We start from the raw sequence: 18,690 nt of genomic DNA on the forward strand, positions 1-18,690 counted from the left end.
GTACAAATGCGATGACAGAACGGAATTTATCGCCGCGCTAACAATAATCCCATCACTAAACCGACCGTGGCGCCAACGCCGATTCCTCGCCAGGGTTTTTCGTGCACATAGTCATCCGCCCGACAAACGGCTTTTTTCGCACGGTAATAGTAGCTGTCAGAAGCATGGCTGACGCGATTTCTCACCTCTTCTAACGCCCGCTCTGCCCGCGCTTTTAACTCAAGGTATTTTTGATCTGCTGGGTCGCCAGAAGAACGCAGCACCTCTTCCAGCGTTTCACTTAATAATTCCAGATCATCATCGATACGTGATTCATAAGAATGAAAAGACATTATATTCTCCCTTTCTATTGACGTACCCGCTAACTATAGACAACCTGGACTGATTGCGCCTGTTTACGCCTGATGTGCTTCCCGCGCCATTCCGACGTGTGGAATACCATCTTCGTCATAGATATCCGTAACAGGAACAAAGCCAAAGCGTGCATAGAATGATTGCAGATGCGCCTGCGCGCCCAGATACAACGCCTTGTGCGGCCAGTGTTGCGCGCAGGATGCTAGCGTCTGGGCCATTAGCTGTTGCCCCAGTTTTTCACCACGCAGCGCTTCGCTTACAATCACCCGACCAATCACTACCGGCTCCAGCTCGTCATCGCTTTTCAGAATCCTCGCATACGCCACCAGCTCATCGTTATGCCAGCCCAGAATATGCCGATTCTCTCCAGCCAGGTCATCGCCATCCACATCCTGGTACGGACACTGTTGCTCAACTACAAACACCGCGCATCGTAGCTGAAGTAGTGCGTACAGTTGTTGGGTACTCAGCTTTGCATGGTGGAGATCTTGCCAGTGAATCATTGTCTGCCCCTATGTTGTGATAACCTGAACATCCTGCCTTATTGATGGCGAAAAGTGTAACGCAAAGATGGAATTACTATTTTTAGGCACGTCTGCGGGAGTCCCCACGCGCTCACGCAATGTAACGGCAATTTTACTGAATCTGCAACACCCGACTCAGGCGGGGCTGTGGCTTTTTGATTGCGGCGAAGGGACACAGCATCAGATGCTCACCACGCCTTTCAATCCAGGAAAACTCGATCGTATTTTTATCAGCCATCTGCACGGCGATCACCTGTTTGGTTTACCGGGGTTACTGTGCAGTCGCTCAATGGCCGGCAATGTCCAGCCTCTGACGCTCTACGGGCCAAAAGGGTTGCGAGAGTTTACCGAAACCGCATTGCGTCTGAGCGGCTCCTGGACCGATTATCCGCTGGATATTGTAGAAATCACCGCGGGTGAGATTGTGGATGACGGCCTGCGAAAAGTAACGGCGTACCCGCTGGTGCATCCGCTGGAATGCTACGGTTTTCGCATTCAAGAGCACGACAAACCGGGTGCGCTTGACGCTAGCGCCCTGAAGGCGGCAGGCGTTAAAGCGGGCCCGTGGTTTCAGGATTTGAAAGCCGGAAAAACCATCGTGCTGGAGGATGGTCGAGCGATTAACGGTGCCGATTTTCTTTCCCCGCCCACCAGGGGAAAATCAGTCGCTATTTTCGGTGACACAGGACCCTGCGCGTCCGCCATTGAACTGGCTCGAGGTGTAGATGTCATGGTACACGAAACCACGCTGGACGCTTCAATGGAGGAAAAAGCCAACAGTCGCGGGCACAGCTCGACCCGACAAGCCGCACAGCTGGCGCTGGATGCCGGAGTGGGACGCCTGATCATGACCCACGTTAGCTCACGTTACGATGAAAAAGGCTGTCAGCGATTACTCGAAGAGTGCAAAGCAATATTTCCAGACACGGAACTGGCTCACGATTTCGCCATTTTCACCGTTTAACGCTCTATTTTTCCGCCTCAGTGCCGATAACAGTGGAAAGGCTGGCTTTCACACTGAGGACAGGATGAACAATTTCCAGAAAGATATTGATGACAGGACAAACCTAACCCTGTCTAACCGTTTTGAACTGCTGCTGTTTCGCCTCGGCAAATCTGTTGAGGAGCAGAAATCAGAGCTGTTTGGCATCAACGTATTCAAGCTGCGTGAAATCGTGCCGATGCCGACCTTTACGCGTCCGGCGGGTATGAAGGCCCCGTTACTGGGTATGGTTAACATTCGCGATCAGGTGATCCCGGTGATTGACCTGCCCGCCGTCGCGGGCTGTAAGCCAGAGACCGGACTCAATATTCTGTTGATCACAGAATATGCCCGCAGCGTCCAGGCTTTTGCGGTGGAGTCAGTGGAAAATATTATGCGCCTGGACTGGCAACAGGTGCATACCGCCGAGAAAGCCGTCAATGGTCGCTATATCACCAGTATCGCTTGCCTGGACGACAACAAAGAGACCAACAACCTGGCGCTGGTACTCGACGTTGAGCAGATCCTGTACGACATCGTACCGGCGAACCACGACCTGCGCGCAACCGATCTGAAAACCAATAAATTCAACATCACGCCGGGTGCGGTGGCGATTGTGGCTGATGATTCCAAAGTGGCCCGCGCCATGCTGGAAAAAGGGCTTAACGCCATGGAGATCCCGCATCTGATGCATGTAACAGGTCAGGATGCGTGGGAAAAAATACAGCAGCTTTCCGCAGAAGCGCTGGCGGAGGGCAAGCCTGTCAGTGAGAAGATCGCTCTGGTTCTCACCGATCTCGAAATGCCGGAGATGGACGGTTTTACGCTTACCCGTAAGATAAAAACCGACGAACGTCTGAAGAAAATCCCGGTCGTTATCCACTCTTCGCTTTCCGGTAGCGCGAACGAAGATCACGTTCGCCGAGTAAAAGCGGATGGCTACGTGGCCAAATTCGAAGTCAATGAGCTTTCTTCAGTGATCCAGGAAGTGATGGATCGCACAGCGAAAGGCATCAGCGGTCCGCTGGTGAGCCGTCAGCTATTAAACTGACCGTATTTCACGCATAAAAAAACCCGCCAAGGCGGGTTTTTTCGTTTCTGCATTTCGTTTACATCAGCGGAGTCGCTAACTGCACAATGCTGATCAGCGGTTGCGGGTAAATACCCAGCACCAGTACCAGCAGAGCAGAAATCAGCACCACGATACCGCCCGCGCTGTACTGCCAGTTGGACGGCGCATCGCGGTTCAACTGCTGCGGTGCGCTCAGGTACAGGCTCACGGCAACACGCAGGTAGTAGTACAAACCAATCGCGGAACCGACCACCACCGCGGCAACCAGCCACCACAGGTTAGCCTGTACACCGACGGCCAGTACGTAGAACTTACCGATAAAGCCCAGCGTCATCGGGATACCTGCCAGAGACAGCATCATCACCGTCATCACTGCCGCGAGGATCGGACGATGCCAGAACAGACCACGGTAGGAGAACAGAGAGTCTGCATCCGGACCGCGGTACGGGCTGGACATCAGGCTGACCACACCGAACGCGCCGAGGCTGCTGAACAGGTAACCGGCCAGGTAAACGCCAACCGCTTCCATCGACATCTCGCCGCTCTGCAGAGCAATCAGCGCCACCAGCAGGTAGCCGAGGTGAGAGATCGAAGAGTAACCGAGCAGACGTTTAATATTGGTCTGGCTCAGCGCCATCAGGTTACCGAAGATGATGGAAGCAAAGGCAATCACGCCCAGCACGATACGTACCGCTTCGCTATCCCCTACCGGTGCGTACAGGAACAGACGCATCACCACGCCGAAGATAGCGATTTTGCTCGCCGTCGCCAGGAAAGTGGAAACCGGAGCAGGAGCGCCCTGGTATACGTCTGGCGTCCACAGGTGGAACGGAACCAGCGAGAGTTTAAAGCCGAGGCCAACAATCATCAGACCGAAGCCCGCCAGCAGCAGCGGTTCGTGCAGCATGCCGTCGCCGAGGCTCTTACCGAGCGCAACAAACGACAGATTACCAGACTGCGCGTACACCAGCGCCATACCGAACAGCAGGAAGGAAGACGCTGCGGCAGACAGAATGGTGTATTTGATACTGGCTTCCAGCGAACGTTTCTGACGGAACGCATAGCCAACCAGACCAAACAGCGGCAGAGAGATCAGCTCAATACCAAGGAACAGCGCCGCCAGATGGTTAGCGTTAGCCAGCAGAATACCGCCAAGTGCGGCAATCAGCACCAACAGGTAGAACTCTTCCCGGTTGTCATCGTAGCCTTCCAGCCACGGGTAAGCGAAGGTACAGGTGGCAAGACTCGCCAGCAGCACCAGCCCGGTGTAGAGCATGGCGAAACCGTCAACCCGCATCAGCGGGGTGACGTCCATGGCGCCCGCCTGGCCAACAAACCAGAGCGAAACAAGCGCGGCGTTAAGCCCAATGACCGACAGCGTGGCATTGAGGAAGTGATTGCGTCGCCACGCAATGGAGAGCATCACAACCACCACCGTCAAGCCGACGATCAGCAGCGGTAGCAGCGCAATCAGGTGTTGTGGAGTTATTGTCATGGCGATTTACGGCCTTGTAGTAGTAACGGAATTAACAAACCACTGCTGGATGTTGCTCATCGCAGAATGCGAGGTATCCAGAATCGGCTGCGGATAGAAGCCAAGCAGTACCAGAAGCACGACCAGCAACAGGATGATAAACAGCTCACGCAGCGACATCCCTGGCAGTTCAACACTGGCAATCTGGCTCTTCGCTTTACCGAAGTAAGCGCGATGCAGCATCGCCAGCGAGTAAACAGAGGCAAACACCAGACCAAAGGTCGAGATCACGGTAATGACCGGAACCACCTGGTAGCTGCCGAACAGAATCATAAATTCGCCAACGAAGTTACCTGTACCCGGCATACCCAGCGTACACACTGCGAAGAACATCGACAGCGCAGGCAACCATTTCATTTTGCCCCACAGGCCGCCCATCATACGCATATCACGCGTGTGCAGACGTTCGTACAGCTGACCACACAGAATGAACAGACCGGCTGCGGACAGACCGTGCGCAATCATCTGGATAACAGCACCCTGGTACGCCAGCTGGCTGCCGGTGTAGATAGCAATCAGTACGAAGCCCATGTGCGATACGGAGGTGTAAGCGATCAGACGTTTGATATCGTACTGATTAAAGGCCATCCACGCGCCGTAGAAGATGCCGATTACGCCAAGCCACATTGCGATAGGCGCAAACTCCGCCGACGCGTTCGGGAACAGCGGCAGAGAGAAGCGCAGCAGACCGTAGGCTGCGGTTTTCAGCAAAATCCCCGCCAGGTCAACGGAACCTGCGGTCGGTGCCTGAGAGTGCGCATCCGGCAACCAGCCGTGCAGCGGAACCACCGGCATTTTCACCGCGAAGGCGATGAAGAAGCCCAGCATCAGCAGGTATTCCACGCCGTGGGACATCGGGGTATTCAGCAGCTCTTCATAGTTGAAGGTCCACACGCCGGTCGCTTTGTAGTGCACAAACACCAGCGCCAGGATGGCAATCAACATCACCAGACCACTCGCCTGGGTATAAATGAAGAACTTGGTCGCCGCCGTGATACGCGTTTTACCGTCAGAGGCTTTATGCCCCCACAACGCGATCAGGAAGTACATCGGCACCAGCATCATTTCCCAGAAGAAGAAGAACAGGAACATGTCGATGGCAAGGAACACGCCGATCACGCCGCCTAAGATCCACATCAGGTTCAGATGGAAGAAGCCCTGGTATTTTTCGATTTCATTCCAGGAGCAAAGTACCGCCAGAACACCGAGCAGACCGGTCAGCACTACCATCAGCAGCGACAGACCGTCGATAGCCAGATGAATAGAGATGCCAAAACGTGGGATCCACGGCAGGACAAATTCAGACTGCCACTGCGGAATGCCAGCGGATTGCGTCAGTGAATAGCCGCCCTGCAACCACAGTTGCAGGCCAAGCGCCAGCGTCAATCCCATGGTAATCAGCGCAATCCAGCGCGGCACCTTCACGCCAAAGCGTTCGGTCTGCCAGCACAGGAAGCCACCGATAAAGGGAATTAATATCAACCAGGGTAATAACATAGCTAAGTATGTCCCTTATATTTACTCCTGCTCAGGCTATCTCACTCGTCAGCCCAAATCCCGGCAGTGCTCGCAATCCTCACGTACTTCAGTACGCTCCGGTTGCTCTGCGCTGGCGGTCTCCGGTCTGACTTCGCCGATGACGCCTGTACATCAGGAACAGATTTTCAACGAATTCTAAAAATTATTTTTGGGTTTGTAGGCCGGATAAGCGCAGCGCCATCCGGCAATCGTTCATCCAGCCAACAAACTCAACGCAGTACCATCAACAGTGCCAGCACAACGACGGCGCCGATGCTCATTGATGCAACATACCAGCGCAGATAACCGTTCTCGCTCAACAGCAGGCCTTTACCTGCAAAGCGGGAAAGGATCGCCGGGATGTTCATCATTGAGTTGAGCGGATCGCGTTTCAGCAACCAGGCAACACCCAGGAACGGCTTGACGAACACTTTGTCGTACAGCCAATCGAAGCCCCAGGCGTTATACCACCAGGTACCCAGCAGGCGGCCCGGCGCACTGTTAGCAATCGACGTCACCAGCGTGCGTTTACCCAGCCACAGCCATGCTGCGATCAGGATGCCTGCAATCGCTACGATACCGGAGGTAATTTCCAGCGTCATGACGCGACCATGCTCAAGCTCGGTCGTCGCAGGCAGTACACCCTGCAGCGGCGGCACAATCAGCGCGCCAACGAAGGTGGACAGGATCATCAGCACAATCAGCGGCAGATGATGGGTAATCCCCTTCCCTGCGTGGGCGTGAATTTGTTCTTTACCGTGGAACACGATGAAAATCATACGGAAGGTGTACAGAGACGTCATGAATGCACCGACCAGACCTGCAACCATCAGATTAATATGACCATTCGCCATTGCACCGGCCAGAATCTCATCCTTACTGAAGAAGCCAGCGGTAATCAGCGGCAGAGCCGACAGCGCCGCGCCACCGATCAGGAAGCAGAGATACACCAGCGGAATTGACTTACGCAGACCGCCCATCTTGAAGATGTTCTGTTCGTGGTGGCAAGCCAGGATAACCGAGCCAGATGCCAGGAACAGCAGCGCTTTAAAGAAGGCGTGCGTCATCAGGTGGAAAATCGCCGCATCCCACGCCTGTACGCCGAGAGCCAGGAACATATAACCAATCTGGCTCATGGTAGAGTACGCAAGAACGCGTTTGATGTCGGTCTGTACCAGCGCAGCAAAACCCGCCAGCACCAGCGTGATCGCACCGATAATCCCCACCAGGTGCAGGATTTCAGGCGTCATCAGGAACAGGCCGTGCGTACGTGCTATCAGGTAGACACCAGCGGTAACCATCGTCGCGGCGTGGATCAACGCGGAGACAGGCGTCGGACCGGCCATCGCATCAGCAAGCCAGGTCTGCAACGGCAGCTGTGCAGATTTACCGACCGCACCGCCCAGCAGCATCAGGGTTGCCCACATCAGCATGTTGTTACCGTCTGCAAAGTGCGCAGGCGCCAGTTCCACCATTTCGCGGAAGTTCAGCGTGCCCAGCTCGTTGTAGAGGATGAACAGCGCGAACGCCAGGAATACGTCACCAACGCGGGTTACCACGAAGGCTTTCATTGCCGCAGCGCCATTCTTCGGATCGGTGTAGTAGAAACCAATCAGCAGATAGGAGCACAGGCCCACGCCTTCCCAGCCGAGGTACATCAGCAGCAGGTTATCCGCCAGCACCAGAACCACCATGCTGGCGATAAACAGGTTGGTGTAGGCGAAGAAACGAGAATAGCCCTCTTCTCCGCGCATATACCAGGAGGCGAACATGTGGATCAGGAAACCAACGCCGGTCACCACGGAGAGCATGGTCAGCGACAGGCCGTCCAGCACCAGGTTAAAACCGATGTTGAAGTCGCCGACTGACATCCACGTCCACAGCGGCTGGCTGTAAGCCTGCTGGCCATTGGCAAAGAAATCAACGCCAACAAACGCAGTCACCAGCGCAGCCAGACCGATCGACCCGACACCCACGGTAGCGGACAGATTTTCTGACCAACGACCACGAGAAAACGCCAGTAATACAAAGCCAATAAATGGCAGAATAATGGTTAAGGCAAGCATGTTCATCCACGCATCTCACTTACTGAATCGATGTTCAGGTTCTGGCGACGGCGATGAAGTTGCAGCAACAGCGCAAGCCCAATGCTCGCTTCGGCAGCCGCAAGGCTGATGGCGAGAATATACATCACCTGACCATCGGTCTGGCCCCAGTAGCTTCCGGCGACCACAAAGGCCAACGCGGAGGCGTTAATCATGATTTCCAGCCCGATCAGCATAAACAGCAGATTGCGGCGGATAACCAGACCTGTTAAGCCCAGCACGAATAAGATCGCAGCGAGGATCAGTCCATGTTGTAAGGGGATCATGCGTGCTCCTCCGTTTTTCTTTTCGCGCGGTCATCGGTGCGATTGCTCAGCACTTCACCAGAACGCTCTTCGCGCCCTACGTGGAAGGCCACAACCAGACCCGCCAGCAGCAGCATCGAAGCCAGTTCAACCGCCAGTACATACGGTCCGAACAGGGAAATACCGACTGCTTTCGCGCTAATTGGCGTGCCGTCGATGCCCTGATCGTTAACGCCCAGAATGGCGTAAACAATAACCACCAGCATAATGGCCGACAGAATCGCCGGACCAATCCACACCTGCGGTTTCAGCCACTGACGTTCCTGTTCAATTTCAGAACCACCAAGGTTGAGCATCATCACCACGAACACGAACAGCACCATGATGGCGCCCGCGTAGACGATAATTTCCAGCGCACCGGCGAAGTAAGCGCCTAACGAGAAGAACACCCCAGAAATCGCCAGCAGCGAAATAATCAGGTACAGCAACGCGTGTACCGGATTGGTGTGGGTGATCACCCGCAAGGTTGCGAGAATGGCTATCAGGCCACAGATATAAAAAGCGAACTCCATTGCCCCTCTCCTTACGGTAACAGGCTCTTGACGTCGATAGGCTTAGCTTCGTTCTCTGCTTCGCCCTTATCTTTGCCGTCGATTGCCATACCTGCCATCCGGTAGAAGTTATATTCCGGGTATTTGCCCGGACCGGAGATCAGCAGATCCTCTTTCTCGTAAACCAGGTCCTGGCGCTTGTACTCACCCAGCTCGAAATCTGGAGTCAGCTGAATAGCCGTAGTCGGACAGGCTTCTTCGCACAGGCCGCAGAAAATGCAGCGTGAGAAGTTAATGCGGAAAAACTCCGGATACCAGCGGCCATCTTTGGTCTCTGCTTTTTGCAGAGAAATACAGCCTACCGGACACGCTACCGCACACAGGTTACAGGCAACGCAGCGCTCTTCACCGTCTGGATCACGAGTCAGAACGATACGACCACGAAAACGGGGCGGTAGATAGACCGGCTCTTCCGGATACATCTGCGTTTCGCGTTTCGCGAACGCATGCAGGCCGATCATCCAGATACTGCGTACCTGGGTGCCGAAACCTACGAACAATTCTTTTAAGGTCATGGTCTTTGTGTCCCTTATTGCGCCTGCCAGAGAATGACAGCCGCCGTTACCAGCAAGTTGACGAGCGTCAGCGGCAGACAGACTTTCCAGCCGAAGGACATTACCTGGTCATAACGAGGACGCGGTAACGACGCACGAATCAAAATGAACATCATCATGAAGAACGCGGTTTTCAGCGCGAACCAGACGAATGGCGGTAAGAACGGGCCATGCCAGCCACCGAAGAACAGGGTAACCATCAGTGCAGAAATGGTGACGATACCGATGTATTCACCCACGAAGAACAAACCGAATTTCATACCGGAATATTCAATGTGGTAACCGTCGGCCAGTTCCTGCTCGGCTTCTGGCTGGTCAAACGGGTGACGGTGGCACACCGCCACGCCCGCGATGGCAAAGGTGACAAAACCAAAGAACTGCGGAATAACGTTCCAGATATCAGCCTGGTTATTGACGATGTCGGTCATGTTAAATGAACCGGCCTGCGCCACCACGCCCATCAGGGAAAGCCCGAGGAACACTTCGTAACTCAGCGTCTGCGCAGACGCACGCATCGCACCGAGCAGGGAGTATTTGTTGTTACTGGACCAGCCGGCGAACAGCACCGCGTATACCGCGAGGCCCGCCATCATCAGGAAGAACAGGATCCCGATGTTCAGATCAGCAACCACCCAGTTCGGACTCACCGGCACGATGGCGAAAGCCAGCAGTAGCGAGGTAAAGGCGATCATCGGTGCCAGGGTAAAGATGACGCGATCCGAGAATTTCGGGATCCAGTCTTCTTTAAAGAACATCTTGATCATGTCCGCAACCAGCTGGAGCGAACCGCCCCAGCCAACACGGTTCGGTCCGTAACGGTTCTGGAACAGACCCAGCAGACGACGTTCGCCAAAGCTCATGAATGCCCCGCAGGTGACCACCACCAGCAGGATCACGACCGCTTTGAGAATGCTCAGCAGGATCTCAATCAGATCGGGTGTAATCCAACTCATTGTTGTGCCTCCTGCAGATCCTCAAGACGCGCACCTGCCAGAACCGGCGCGATGCCAGGCATACCCATCGGCAAACCAACCTGCCCTGCCGTTAATCCTTCAGCGATTTCAACCGGCAGCGTAACCGTGTTGCCATCGTAGCTGAAAGAAACCCGCGTACCGGCATTAACCCCCAACTTCGCGGCATCAGCCGGGTTGAGTTTGATGTACGGCTGCGGCATACGGGTCTGGAAGACTGGCGCACGCTGGGACATTTCGTCGCTGCCAAACAGATGGTAGTACGGCGCTATACGCCACTGACCATCCTGAGCCTGGAAGCTCGCCGGAACGGTAGTGAAGTAATCCATACCATCTGCAGAAGCTTCGATCAGACGCACGCCCGGATCGCCATGACGCAGTTTACCGCCCACTTCATCCTGGAACTTGTTCCACGCCTGTGGGGAGTTCCAGCCCGGAGCCCAGGCAAACGGAATTTGTGAACGCGGCGCAGACGGTTGGTTGTTCCCTTCCATAGAGAAGGCGAACATAGTGTCTTTGTCCTGCGGCTGGCGCGGTTCGTGTACGCTGATGTTAGCGCGCATTGCGGTACGACCGCTGTAGCGGTGCGGTTCACGAGCCAATTTCTGTCCACGGATACGGAAGCTTGCGTCCGGCGCGGCATCTTTGATACCCGCCAGTTGCGGCAGCTTCTCAACGACCGCGTCAATAACGTGGTCGAGCTGCGTCCAGTCCACTTCGCGGCTCTGCACGGTGCTGTGCAGCGAGTGCAGCCAGCGCCAGCTTTCCAGCATCACAGTGTTACTGTCGTAGTAGGACGGGTCGTAGACCTGGAAGAAACGCTGAGCGCGGCCTTCGTTGTTAATCACCGTACCATCGCTTTCGGCGAAGCTTGCGGCGGAAAGCACCAGATGAGCGTTTTCCATAATTGCCGTACGCTGATGGTCAATGACCAGTACCAGCGGTGCTTTCGCCAGCGCAGCGTTCACACGCGTTGCTGAAGCATGGCGATGCAGGTCATTCTCCAGCACCACAACGGCGTCAGCACGACCTGTTTCCAGCTCGGTCAGCGCATCGTCAAGGGAACCACCGCCAATCATACCCAGGCCCATGCTGTTAACAGAGCGAGCAATCATGGTGATGCCGACGTCTGCGCCACGGCCTTTCAGCGCCTTCGCCACGTTGGCAGCCGCCTGAATCACTTCGGCGCTACCGGCGTTGGTGCCGGAAATAATCAGTGGTTTCTTCGCCCCGGCCAGTGCCTGAACGATAACGTCAATTTTGTTCTGCAGGTCACGGTCGATACCGTCAACCGCCGGAGCGTTGTTATCCAGCGCATGAGCGATAGCGAAACCTAAACGCGCCTGATCTTCAACCGGTGCACGATAGGTCCATGCGGCGATGTCATCCAGACGGGTGTTATCGACGTTGGTAACGAACAGCGGGTGCTTAGCACGCTGGCCGATGTTAAGGATTGCTGCGATCTGCCAGTCAGCCACTTTCTGTGCCGCCGCCATTTCACGCGCTTTACCTTTCACCGCCTGACGCACTGCCAGCGCAACGCGTGCGCCGGTCTGGGTGACATCTTCGCCCAGCACCAGAACCGCATCATAAGATTCGATTTCGCGCAGTGCCGGAGTATGAATCCCGCCGTCACGCAGCACGCTCAGTGCCAGTTGCAGACGTTCCTGCTCGCCCTGGGCGATACCGGTATAGAAGTTATCCGCACCCACCAGTTCACGCAGCGCGAAGTTACTTTCAACGCTGGCGCGCGGGGAGCCGATACCAATTACTTTCTTCGACTGACGCAGAATATCTGCCGCGCCCTGCATCGCCTGCTCGGCGTTCAGCGTGATCAGGTCATCGCCACGACGCTGTACCGGCTGACGCGGACGGTCTTTCAGGTTCACGTAACCATAGCCAAAACGACCACGGTCGCAGAGGAAGTAGTGGTTAACGGTACCGTTATAACGGTTTTCGATACGACGCAGTTCACCGTAGCGCTCGCCCGGGCTGGTGTTACAGCCGATGGAACACTGCTGGCAGATGCTCGGCGCAAACTGCATGTCCCATTTACGGTTATAACGCTCAGAGTGCGTTTTATCGGTGAAGACGCCGGTCGGGCAAATTTCTACCAGGTTACCGGAGAACTCGCTTTCGAGCGTACCGTCTTCCGGGCGGCCAAAGTAGACGTTGTCATGTGCGCCATAGACGCCCAGATCCGCGCCATCGGCGTAATCTTTGTAGTAACGTACGCAGCGATAGCAGGCGATGCAGCGGTTCATTTCGTGAGAGATGAACGGCCCCAGGTCCTGGTTACGGTGAGTACGCTTCGTGAAGCGGTAGCGACGGAAGCTGTGACCGGTCATGACGGTCATATCCTGCAGGTGGCAGTTGCCGCCCTCTTCACAGACCGGACAGTCGTGCGGGTGGTTAGTCATCAACCACTCCACGACGCTTTCGCGGAACTGTTTCGCTTCTTCGTCATCAATAGAAATAAAGGTGCCTTCGGTGGCCGGTGTCATACAAGACATCACCAGGCGACCACGCGTGTCTTCCGCGTTTTGATATTGCTTCACCGCACACTGGCGGCAAGCACCGACGCTTCCCAGCGCCGGGTGCCAGCAAAAGTACGGAATATCAAGGCCGAGAGACAGACAAGCTTCCAGCAGGTTGTCCGCTCCGTTGACCTCATATTCTTTGCCGTCTACATGAATCGTAGCCATAGTCAGCATGCTTCCAGTTGGCTCGGTCGTAACCGAGCGTTAATCGAATTTCTTATCGCGACACAGGGCTAACCCTGTAATCACCAGCGCTCTTTCAGCAGGTTCGGCTGAATACCACCAATCTGATGGGTATTGCTGAAGGACTGCTTGATGCCAGCTTCGAATTCTTCGCGGAAATATTTAATGGCGCTCTGCAGCGGTTCCACTGCACCCGGTGCGTGTGCACAGAAGGTTTTACCCGGGCCGAGGAAACGACACAGTTGCTCAAGTGTCTCGATATCCCCAGGCTGGCCTTCGCCACGCTCCAGCGCACGCAGAATTTTCACACTCCACGGCAGACCGTCACGGCACGGCGTACACCAGCCGCAAGACTCGCGGGCAAAGAACTCTTCGAGGTTACGCACCAAAGGAACCATGCCAATCTCGTGATCGACAGCCATGGCCAGCGCGGTGCCCAGACGGCTACCTGCTTTACCAATGCTTTCGAATTCCATCGGCAGATCGAGGTGTGCTTCGGTCAGGAAGTCAGTCCCTGCGCCGCCAGGCTGCCAGGCTTTGAACTTCAGTCCATCGCGCATGCCGCCCGCGTAATCTTCGAGGATCTCACGCGCGGTAGTACCGAAAGGCAGTTCCCACAGGCCAGGATTCTTCACGCGACCAGAGAAGCCCATCAGCTTGGTGCCCGCATCTTTGCTCTTCGAAATGTTCTGGTACCACTCCACGCCGTTCGCGAGGATAGCCGGTACGTTACACAGGGTTTCGACGTTGTTTACGCAGGTCGGTTTGCCCCATGCGCCAGAGCTTGCCGGGAACGGCGGCTTGGAACGTGGGTTAGCACGGCGACCTTCGAGGGAGTTGATCAGCGCGGTTTCTTCACCGCAGATGTAACGCCCTGCCCCGGTGTGGACAAACAGTTCGAAGTCGAAACCGGTGCCCATGATGTTTTTGCCAAGCAGACCGGCTTCGGTCGCTTCGGCGATCGCGCGACGCAGATGCACAGCTGCTTCGATATATTCACCGCGCAGGAAGATGTAACCACGGTACGCTTTCAGCGCAAACGCGGAAATCAGCATGCCTTCCACCAGCAGGTGCGGCAGCTGTTCCATCAGCAGACGGTCTTTATAGGTGCCCGGCTCCATTTCATCGGCGTTACACAGCAGGTAACGGATGTTCATGGATTCGTCTTTCGGCATCAGGCTCCACTTCAGACCGGTGGAAAAGCCCGCGCCGCCGCGCCCTTTCAGGCCAGCGTCTTTTACCTGATTAACGATTTCGTCCGGTGACAGCCCGGTCAGGGCCTTACGCGCACCTTCGTAGCCGTTCTTGCTACGGTATTCGTCCAGCCAGACCGGCTGTTTGTCATCACGCAGACGCCAGGTCAGCGGATGGGTTTCGGGAGTACGGATAATGTCTTTCATTTATACCGCTCCAGTAGTTCGGGAATGCCTTCCGGGGTCAGGTGAGCATGAGTATCTTCATCGATCATCATGTTTGGCCCTTTATCGCAGTTCCCCAGGCAACAGGTCGGCAGCAGCGTAAAGCGACCATCAAAGGTCGTCTGCCCCGGCTTGATGTTGAGTTTTTTCTCAAGCGCGGCCTGGATCCCCTGGTAGCCGTTGATATGGCACACCACGCTGTCGCAATAGCGGATCACGTGGCGACCTACCGGCTGGCGGAAGATCTGGCTATAAAACGTAGCAACACCTTCTACGTCGCTTGCCGGAATACCCAGCACATCAGCGATCGCATAGATCGCCCCATCCGGCACCCAGCCACGCTGTTTCTGAACGATTTTCAGCGCTTCAATGGACGCCGCACGCGGGTCTTCGTAGTGGTGCTTCTCGTGCTCAATCGCTTCACGCTCAGCCGCACTCAGCTCAAAAGCCTCGGTTTGTGGTTGTTGATTCTCGTGCATAATTAGCGGTCCACATCTGACATAACAAAATCGATACTACCCAGATGGACGATTAAGTCGGACACCAGGCTGCCACGTACCGCTACCGGGATCTGCTGCAGGTGCGCATAGCTCGGGGTACGGATACGGGTACGGTAACTCATGGTGCTGCCATCGCTGGTCAGGTAGTAACTGTTGATACCCTTGGTCGCTTCCACCATCTGGAAGGACTCGTTTGCCGGCATAACCGGGCCCCACGAAACCTGCAGGAAGTGGGTGATAAGGGTTTCGATATGTTGCAGCGTGCGCTCTTTCGGCGGCGGCGTCGTCAGCGGGTGATCCGCTTTGAACGGGCCTTCCGGCATGTTATTGAGGCACTGCTCAAGGATGCGCAGACTCTGGCGCAGCTCTTCAACTTTCAGCATCACGCGGGTATAGCAGTCAGAAACGCCGCCGCCAACCGGGACTTCAAAGTCAAAGTTTTCGTAGCCAGAGTACGGACGCGCTTTACGCACGTCGAAATCAATACCGGTCGCGCGCAGCGCAGCACCGGTACAACCCCAGTCCAGCGCTTCTTTCTTACCGTAAGCGGCAACGCCCTGCGAACGGCCTTTCAGGATGGTGTTACGCAGTGCGGCTTTCTCGTAAGAATCCAGACGTTTTGGCATCCAGTCGAGGAAGTCACGCAGCAGCTTGTCCCAACCGCGCGGCAGATCGTGTGCCACACCGCCGATACGGAACCAGGCCGGGTGCATACGGAAACCGGTGATCGCTTCCACCACGTCATAGATTTTCTGACGGTCGGTAAAGGCGAAGAATACCGGGGTCATCGCGCCGACGTCCTGAATGAACGTGGAGATGTACAGCAGGTGGCTGTTGATACGGAACAGTTCGGACAACATCACGCGAATCACGTTGACGCGATCCGGCGTGGTGATACCAGCCAGCTTCTCAACGGCCAGTACGTAAGGCATTTCGTTTACGCAGCCGCCGAGGTACTCAATACGGTCGGTGTACGGAATGTAGCTGTGCCAGGACTGACGTTCACCCATCTTTTCAGCGCCACGGTGGTGGTAGCCGATGTCAGGTACGCAGTCGACGATTTCTTCGCCATCAAGCTGCAGCACAATACGGAAAGCACCGTGAGAAGACGGATGGTTAGGACCGAGGTTGAGGAACATGAAGTCTTCGTTTTCGGTGCTACGCTTCATACCCCAATCTTCTGGTTTGAAGGTCAGCGCTTCCATTTCCAGATCCTGTTTGGCTTTAGTCAGCTCAAACGGATCGAATTCGGTCGCACGCGCCGGGTAGTCTTTACGCAGCGGATGACCTTCCCAGGTATGCGGCATCAACAGACGCGTCAGGTGCGGGTGACCTTCGATATCGATGCCAAACATTTCCCAGGTTTCACGCTCATACCAGTTGGCGTTCGGGAACAGTTTGGTGAAAGTCGGTACGCGCAGATCGTTTTCAGACAAAGCCACCTTGAGCATGATATCGCGATTGCGTTCAATGGAGATCAGGTGATAGAAAACGGAAAAATCCGCGGCAGGTAACCCTTCGCGGTGCGTACGCAGACGTTCGTCCATGCCGTGTAAGTCAAACAGCATGACGTAAGGTTTCGGCAGTCTCTTTAAGAAATCGCCAACTTCCAGTAATTGTTCACGCTTGACCCAAACAACGGGTACCCCGGTGCGAGTCGCCTGAACGGTAAAGGCATCCGGCCCAAAACGGTTGCGCAGTTCGCCAATGACCGGGTCATCAAGGTGATCCCGTGTTTGCCATACGGCGTCTTGCGCGGTTAAGTCGGTCATATTGTTCACCATTGCAAATGGTCCGTGGTGGTCGGCAGTGCTTCGCGCTATTTATGTAGTGATAAGCGAAGGAAGTGCTGCTGCCGACAGGCGCAAATTAAATCTCGTCTGGTGTACGAAGATTCGTTACAGCAATACGTTCGCCGCGTTTACGCTCGCGTTCTGACTGCATATTGGCGCGATAAACGCCCTGATCGCCAACCACCCAGGAGAGCGGGCGGCGTTCTTTGCCAATGGAATCTTGCAGCAGCATCAGAGCCTGCATATACGCTTCTGGGCGCGGCGGACATCCCGGGATGTACACATCGACCGGAATAAATTTATCAACGCCCTGCACCACAGAATAGATGTCGTACATACCGCCGGAGTTGGCGCATGCGCCCATGGAAATAACCCATTTCGGTTCCAGCATCTGATCGTAGAGGCGCTGAATAACTGGCGCCATTTTGGTAAAGCAGGTTCCGGCTACGACCATCAGGTCAGCCTGACGCGGCGATGCACGCAGTACTTCCGCACCAAAACGGGCCACATCGTGCACGGCGGTAAACGAGGTCACCATCTCAACGTAGCAGCAGGAAAGGCCAAAGTTATATGGCCAAATTGAGTTTTTACGGCCCCAGTTAACCATGTCATGCAGTTTGCCCATGAACACGTTTTTGTTAACTTCTTGTTCCAGGGGGTCGGTTACGATCTCCTGTTTTTGCAGGGGGTAACGGTCGTTCTCACCGTTAGGATCTATGCGGGTGAGCGTATAATCCATCTTAATGCCTCGCGGTTAGCGTTGACGATTAGCGATACTGTTCGTTTCCGGGTTCATACGCTCGCGGCGTGAACGCGCGGGCGTCCAGTCCAGCGCGCCAATACGCACCAGATAAACCAGACCTGCCAGTAACACAAAAATAAAAATTGCAGCTTCCACAAAGCCAATCCAACCGCTTTCACGGATAGAAGTTGACCATGCGAACAGATACAGCGCTTCAACGTCGAAGATAACGAAGAACATGGCTACCAGATAAAACTTGGCAGACAGGCGCAGGCGGGCGGTGCCGACCGAGTCGATACCTGATTCAAACGGCACGTTTTTAGATCTCGCGCGTGCGCGACCCCCTAAAAACCAGCCGCCGACGAGCATCAGGCAGCACAGGCCAATGGCAACGATAAGAAAGATAGCGAATGCCCAGTGATGAGCGATGATTTCAGTGGATGTTGACATACTCATTGCTTACTCATCAAAAGTAGCGCCAAATTTTCTGCTCTTTTCGGCAGATGAACGCCACATCGATTCATGGGGAGGAATAAAAAAAACCTTACAATCACTGTGAAAAATCATTTTATACAGCTAATTGATGGGGTTTTTTACTCCTTTCTATAACCTTTTGTCAACTTTAACAAAAGTTTCCTCACATTATTTTACACTGTTCCAACTTCATTAACATAAAGTGCTCTTTAGACCCATTTCGATTGCATCATCGGTCATTTTTAATGTTGTTGAATCGTGTCCGTAGTGAAGTAAAAAAGATAACACACGTCTATTTTGACAGGAATTCACCCAGATGCCTCCCCCTAAATGGGAGTATTTTCTTGATCTGTGACACGCTTTTGTTAATTCACCATAAAAAACAGCAACAATTTCTCTAGTTTTTTAACATGGAAACATTTAGCAACTCAGCTGATTATTTTTCATCCTATTGTCAGTCTGTTTTTTTACCTGCTGATTTTGTTAAGTTTTAGTATATGAATGAACAGAAAGCAGTAATATTTGCATAAAAAAAGAGCCACTGGATGTTTTTTCATCATCAGTGGCTCT

At 54.5% G+C, this 18,690-nt stretch carries 17 protein-coding genes; 2 read left to right on the forward strand and 15 right to left on the reverse strand.

What is annotated here, in order from left to right; translation table 11 throughout:
- Nucleotides 1-26: 26 nt before the first annotated feature.
- The gene (gene elaB, locus OGY08_RS05680; RefSeq protein WP_003027683.1) at nt 27-332 is read right to left on the reverse strand and encodes a stress response protein ElaB; all 306 of its coding nucleotides are present in this window, start codon (nt 330-332) and stop codon (nt 27-29) included.
- Between the two features lie 63 nt (nt 333-395).
- Nucleotides 396-857, reverse strand: a complete 462-nt coding sequence (locus OGY08_RS05685) for a GNAT family N-acetyltransferase (RefSeq protein WP_008785342.1) — start codon at nt 855-857, stop codon at nt 396-398.
- Between the two features lie 67 nt (nt 858-924).
- Between OGY08_RS05685 and rbn the strand changes: the two genes are divergently transcribed.
- Together rbn and OGY08_RS05695 are read left to right on the forward strand one after the other, a co-directional pair.
- Nucleotides 925-1,842 carry a ribonuclease BN gene (rbn, locus tag OGY08_RS05690; RefSeq protein ID WP_079934574.1) on the forward strand — a complete coding sequence of 306 codons (918 nt, stop codon included), beginning with the start codon at nt 925-927 and terminating at the stop codon, nt 1,840-1,842.
- Nucleotides 1,843-1,906: 64 nt separating this feature from the next.
- Complete coding sequence (locus tag OGY08_RS05695) at nt 1,907-2,911, forward strand: chemotaxis protein (protein WP_032944079.1); 1,005 nt, start codon at nt 1,907-1,909, stop codon at nt 2,909-2,911.
- Nucleotides 2,912-2,969: 58 nt separating this feature from the next.
- Here OGY08_RS05695 and nuoN read toward each other — a convergent pair whose 3' ends face one another.
- The 13 genes from nuoN to nuoA all read right to left on the reverse strand — a co-directional run bounded on the left by nuoN (nt 2,970) and on the right by nuoA (nt 18,102).
- Nucleotides 2,970-4,427: an NADH-quinone oxidoreductase subunit NuoN gene (gene nuoN / locus OGY08_RS05700; protein WP_003027689.1), complete on the reverse strand. Its 1,458-nt coding sequence runs from the start codon at nt 4,425-4,427 to the stop codon at nt 2,970-2,972.
- A gap of 6 nt (nt 4,428-4,433) precedes the next feature.
- Nucleotides 4,434-5,963, reverse strand: a complete 1,530-nt coding sequence (nuoM, locus tag OGY08_RS05705) for an NADH-quinone oxidoreductase subunit M (RefSeq protein WP_003027692.1) — start codon at nt 5,961-5,963, stop codon at nt 4,434-4,436.
- A 251-nt stretch (nt 5,964-6,214) separates the two neighbouring features.
- Nucleotides 6,215-8,056 carry an NADH-quinone oxidoreductase subunit L gene (gene nuoL, locus OGY08_RS05710; protein ID WP_003834744.1) on the reverse strand — a complete coding sequence of 614 codons (1,842 nt, stop codon included), beginning with the start codon at nt 8,054-8,056 and terminating at the stop codon, nt 6,215-6,217.
- Nucleotides 8,053-8,355, reverse strand: a complete 303-nt coding sequence (gene nuoK, locus OGY08_RS05715) for an NADH-quinone oxidoreductase subunit NuoK (protein ID WP_000612644.1) — start codon at nt 8,353-8,355, stop codon at nt 8,053-8,055. The genes nuoL and nuoK overlap by 4 nt, the downstream gene beginning before the upstream one ends.
- On the reverse strand, nt 8,352-8,906 hold the full coding sequence (nuoJ, locus tag OGY08_RS05720; RefSeq protein WP_003028059.1) for an NADH-quinone oxidoreductase subunit J: 555 nt from the start codon (nt 8,904-8,906) through the stop codon (nt 8,352-8,354). Before nuoJ ends, nuoK begins: the two co-directional genes overlap by 4 nt.
- 11 nt (nt 8,907-8,917) lie before the next feature.
- Nucleotides 8,918-9,460: an NADH-quinone oxidoreductase subunit NuoI gene (gene nuoI / locus OGY08_RS05725; protein WP_003028062.1), complete on the reverse strand. Its 543-nt coding sequence runs from the start codon at nt 9,458-9,460 to the stop codon at nt 8,918-8,920.
- 14 nt (nt 9,461-9,474) lie between these two features.
- Complete coding sequence (nuoH, locus tag OGY08_RS05730) at nt 9,475-10,452, reverse strand: NADH-quinone oxidoreductase subunit NuoH (RefSeq protein WP_003028063.1); 978 nt, start codon at nt 10,450-10,452, stop codon at nt 9,475-9,477.
- Nucleotides 10,449-13,175, reverse strand: a complete 2,727-nt coding sequence (nuoG, locus tag OGY08_RS05735; RefSeq protein ID WP_032941985.1) for an NADH-quinone oxidoreductase subunit NuoG — start codon at nt 13,173-13,175, stop codon at nt 10,449-10,451. Before nuoG ends, nuoH begins: the two co-directional genes overlap by 4 nt.
- An 80-nt stretch (nt 13,176-13,255) precedes the next feature.
- Nucleotides 13,256-14,593, reverse strand: a complete 1,338-nt coding sequence (nuoF, locus tag OGY08_RS05740) for an NADH-quinone oxidoreductase subunit NuoF (protein ID WP_003834753.1) — start codon at nt 14,591-14,593, stop codon at nt 13,256-13,258.
- A complete protein-coding gene (nuoE, locus tag OGY08_RS05745) occupies nt 14,590-15,090 on the reverse strand; it encodes an NADH-quinone oxidoreductase subunit NuoE (protein ID WP_003028069.1) in 501 nt (166 codons plus the stop codon). The genes nuoF and nuoE overlap by 4 nt, the downstream gene beginning before the upstream one ends.
- A gap of 2 nt (nt 15,091-15,092) precedes the next feature.
- A complete protein-coding gene (nuoC, locus tag OGY08_RS05750; RefSeq protein WP_003834757.1) occupies nt 15,093-16,895 on the reverse strand; it encodes an NADH-quinone oxidoreductase subunit C/D in 1,803 nt (600 codons plus the stop codon).
- Between the two features lie 85 nt (nt 16,896-16,980).
- Nucleotides 16,981-17,643 carry an NADH-quinone oxidoreductase subunit NuoB gene (nuoB, locus tag OGY08_RS05755; protein ID WP_003028075.1) on the reverse strand — a complete coding sequence of 221 codons (663 nt, stop codon included), beginning with the start codon at nt 17,641-17,643 and terminating at the stop codon, nt 16,981-16,983.
- A 15-nt stretch (nt 17,644-17,658) separates the two neighbouring features.
- The gene (gene nuoA / locus OGY08_RS05760) at nt 17,659-18,102 is read right to left on the reverse strand and encodes an NADH-quinone oxidoreductase subunit NuoA (RefSeq protein ID WP_003028077.1); all 444 of its coding nucleotides are present in this window, start codon (nt 18,100-18,102) and stop codon (nt 17,659-17,661) included.
- Nucleotides 18,103-18,690: the final 588 nt, after the last annotated feature.

This window comes from Citrobacter sp. Cpo069, from assembly GCF_030332785.1.
GTDB classification, from domain to species: Bacteria; Pseudomonadota; Gammaproteobacteria; order Enterobacterales; family Enterobacteriaceae; genus Citrobacter; species Citrobacter portucalensis.